This is a genomic window from Streptomyces boncukensis (assembly GCF_011045075.1).
GTDB lineage: Bacteria > Actinomycetota > Actinomycetes > Streptomycetales > Streptomycetaceae > Streptomyces > Streptomyces boncukensis.
The window spans coordinates 1-3,240 of the sequence record NZ_JAAKZZ010000687.1 but is presented as its reverse complement, the minus strand read 5'-3'; the positions used below and the strand labels follow the sequence as shown (position 1 = coordinate 3,240).

4 protein-coding genes are annotated in these 3,240 nt (G+C 75.4%); 2 read left to right on the top strand and 2 right to left on the bottom strand.

Annotated elements, in window-relative coordinates; all coding sequences use genetic code 11:
• Positions 1–397 precede the first annotated feature (397 nt).
• A complete protein-coding gene (locus G5C65_RS34250) occupies positions 398–676 on the bottom strand; it encodes a hypothetical protein (RefSeq protein ID WP_165302961.1) in 279 nt (92 codons plus the stop codon).
• A gap of 24 nt (positions 677–700) precedes the next feature.
• On the opposite strand from G5C65_RS34250, the gene G5C65_RS34245 reads away from it, so the two are divergent.
• Positions 701–844, top strand: a complete 144-nt coding sequence (locus G5C65_RS34245) for a hypothetical protein (RefSeq protein ID WP_165302960.1) — start codon at positions 701–703, stop codon at positions 842–844.
• A gap of 68 nt (positions 845–912) precedes the next feature.
• Here G5C65_RS34245 and G5C65_RS34240 read toward each other — a convergent pair whose 3' ends face one another.
• Entirely contained in the window at positions 913–2,040 is a 1,128-nt protein-coding gene (locus G5C65_RS34240; protein ID WP_165302959.1) for a pyridoxal-phosphate dependent enzyme, read from the bottom strand.
• A 96-nt stretch (positions 2,041–2,136) separates the two neighbouring features.
• On the opposite strand from G5C65_RS34240, the gene G5C65_RS34235 reads away from it, so the two are divergent.
• The gene (locus tag G5C65_RS34235; protein ID WP_165302958.1) at positions 2,137–3,096 is read left to right on the top strand and encodes a LysR substrate-binding domain-containing protein; all 960 of its coding nucleotides are present in this window, start codon (positions 2,137–2,139) and stop codon (positions 3,094–3,096) included.
• Positions 3,097–3,240 lie beyond the last annotated feature (144 nt).

Genomic DNA, 3,240 nt, shown 5'->3' with positions numbered 1-3,240 from the left:
CACCGCGCCGTGCCGAGGATCCCCAGGCGCACGGTGGCGGACGGGACCATGCCGGTCGGCAGCCGCCCCAGCAGCGAGGCTGCCGGCAGCCGAACGTGCCGACTGCGCAGCACCCGGGGCAGCGGCGCCGCGCCCGCCGCGAGACGACGGTCATCGTCCGGTGCCCGTACGACTCACCGCCTGGTGCACGGCGGACGCGGGCAGGGCGGGGGAGGCCGAGCGGCTGTGCGTGCACGGGGTGGGCGCGGCCCACGCGGCAGGCGACCCGCTCACCGCCGCGCATGTGGTCTCCGCCCTGGGCTACCACCCCGCGGAACACGGCCGGGCGGACGAGGCGGTGCTGCTCGACCGCTCGTCCGGCCCGGCTGGCCGCGGGGTGACGTACCGCGCGGCAGTGTCACGCCCCGGGGGAGGCGCTGCTGCCCGCCCGGTTGGCCTGGGCCCTGGCCCGGGACGGGGATCTGTCCGGGGCCGCCGAGGCGATGCTCCGCGCGCGGGACGCGCACGCCCGGCACCACCCGGCCGACCCCGACCCGCCGTGGGTGTACTGGCTGACGGGCGACGAGATGGAGATCATCGTGGGCCGCTGGGAGGCCGCTGCCGGCCGTCCGCGGCGGCCGGGCACCGGCTCGGCCGCGCCCTGCGCCGACGCGATCCGCACCGGGTGCGCGAACACACCCTTTACACCGTTTCGTTGCCGGTGGCGTGGCGGCGTGCCGGAGAGACCGCGCGGGCCGTGGACCTGTCCCGGCGGACCCACCGCCGTGGCGCCGCGACCGCGTCGGCCTACGCACGGCGCGCGCTGGGCGAGTTGGAGCGCCGTCTGGCCCGCGCGGCGGGGTGAACGACACGCCGGACGGTGCCCCGTTCCGGGCGGTGCCGGACGCCACCCGGCCGGCCTCCTGCGACCGGCTAACCGGCCTCCTGCGAGGGGCGGGCGGCTGCCGCTGCCGCTCCCTCCGTGCTCAGCAGGACGACCGTCGAGGACGGGTCCGCGACTCCCCTCAGCGTTCCGTCCCCGCTCTCGTGTGCCGTACGGACTCCGGCCAGCGCGGCGGCCCCGCACGGGCCGGAAGGTACGCCCAGCGCGGCCAGATCGCGCATAGCGCGGGCGCTCGCCGCCTCGGTGATGGCGACTGCGGCGTCCAGGCCGTCCCGCAGCGTGGGCCAGGCGCTGGAGGAGGGGGTGCCGCAGTTGAGGCCCGCCATCGCGGTCTCGCCGGTCGGGACGGTGACCGGTTCCCCGTGGTGCAGGCTGGCCAGCAGCGAGGCCGCCGTCTCGGGTTCCACGGCGAGCAGCGCGGGCCCGGGCCGCCCGTGGGCCCGGCTGCGGTAGTGCGTCACGGCGGCCTGTGCCAGCGACCCCACGCCCACCGGGACGGTCAGCAGGTCCACGGGGCCGGCCCCGGCGGCCTCCAACCGGTCGTCGATCTCGGCGAAGAGCGTTCCGTAGCCCTCGACGACCCAGCCGGGGATCTCCTCGTAGCCCGGCCACGCCATGTCCTGGAGGAGCACCGCTCCCGGCCGCTCGGCCGCCTCCATGGCTGCCCGTACGGCAGTGTCGTAGTCGCCGGCGACCCGCCTGACGCGCGCTCCTTCGGCGGCGATGACCCGGGCGGCGTTCCGCGGGGCGCTGTCGGGGAGGAAGACCTCGGCCTGCTGGCCGTGCAGCCGGGCCAGCCGGGCGACCGCGCGCCCGTGGTTGCCGTCCGTCGCGGTGACCAGCCGCAGCCGCGTACCGACCGGCTGCCGCCGCAGCAGCCGGTGCACGGCCCAGGAGCCGCCCAGCACCTTGAAGGCGGGCAGGCCCAGCCGGTCCGACTCGTCCTTGACGAACACCCGCCCCACGCCCAGCTCGGCGGCCAGTGAAGGGCACTCCGTGAGCGGCGTGGGGGCGTAGCCGGGCTGCGCCGCGTGGAAGGCACGCACTTCCTCGGTCGGAGCCGGCGGGCAGCTCCATGAGCGGGCCTCGCGGTTGACGTACCAGCGGTCGGCGGGCGTGCTGAGCGCCGTGGGAGCGGCAGATGCGGTGGTGTTCATACGTGCAGCCTGGGTGTTGCCCCATCGGTCGGTCCAGCGAATGTTTCCCATCTATATTCGTCAGAAATACCGAACAATGCCGGAGGCCGCCCTGCCATGTACGACCTGCACCGGCTCCGCCTGCTGCGCGAGCTCAAGCACCGGGGCACGCTGGCCGCCGTCGCCGCCGCGCATTCCTACAGCCCCTCCTCCGTCTCCCAGCAGCTGTCCCTGCTGGAGCGGGAGACCGGTGTCCAGCTGCTGGAGCGGGTGGGGCGGCGCGTACGGCTCACCGCGCAGGCCGAGATCCTGGTGGGGCACGCGGAGGCGGTCCTGGAGCGGCTGGAGCGCGCCAGGGCGGACATCGCCGCGTCCCTGACGGAGCTGGCCGGGACCGTGCGTATCGCCACGTTCCAAACGGCCGCCCTCTCCCTCCTCCCCGGTGCGCTGACGGCGCTCCGTGCCGCTCACCCGCGATTGCGTGTGCACGTCAGCCAGCTGGAGCCGGAGGACGCGCTCCCCGCGCTCGTGGCCCGGGACGTCGATCTGGCGCTCACCGAGGAGTATCCGGGCAGGCCCCGTCCCCGTCCCGCCGGTGTCGAAATGGATGAGCTGTGCGAGGACCGGCTGCGTCTCGCCTGTGCGCGCCCCGGAACCGGCCTCCGGCCCGCCGGCCCGCTGTCCGCACTGCGCGACCGCGCCGACAGCCCGTGGGTGATGGAGCCCGCCGGAACGGCCGCACGGGACTGGGCGGTGGCCCTGTGCCGGGAGGCGGGCTTCGAACCGGACGTCCGTTTCGAGTCACCCGACCTGCTGCTCCAGCTGCGGCTGGTGGAGCGGGGCCACGCCGTGGCGTTCCTGCCGGATCTGGTGTGGGGGACGGGCAGCGCCTCCGTCGGGCTGTACGAGCTGCCGCCGGGGCGGCGCGCCCGCAAGCTGTTCACGGCCGTACGGGAGGGCAGCAGCCGGCATCCGGCGGTACTGGCCTGCCGTGCGGCGCTGGTGCGGGCGGTGCAGGGCACGGCGGAGCAGCCGGAAGCGGGAGCGGGGCAGCCGGACGGAACAGGGGAGCGCTGACCCTGTCCGGTCACGGCACTAGGACTTGTCCGGTCGATCATGTGACTGCCTCGCGTCCGGGTCGTTGATGCGGACATGGGGCGGGGTGATCTGAGTGATGCCGAGTGGGAACGGCTGCGGCCGTTCCTGCCTGTCAGTAACAGG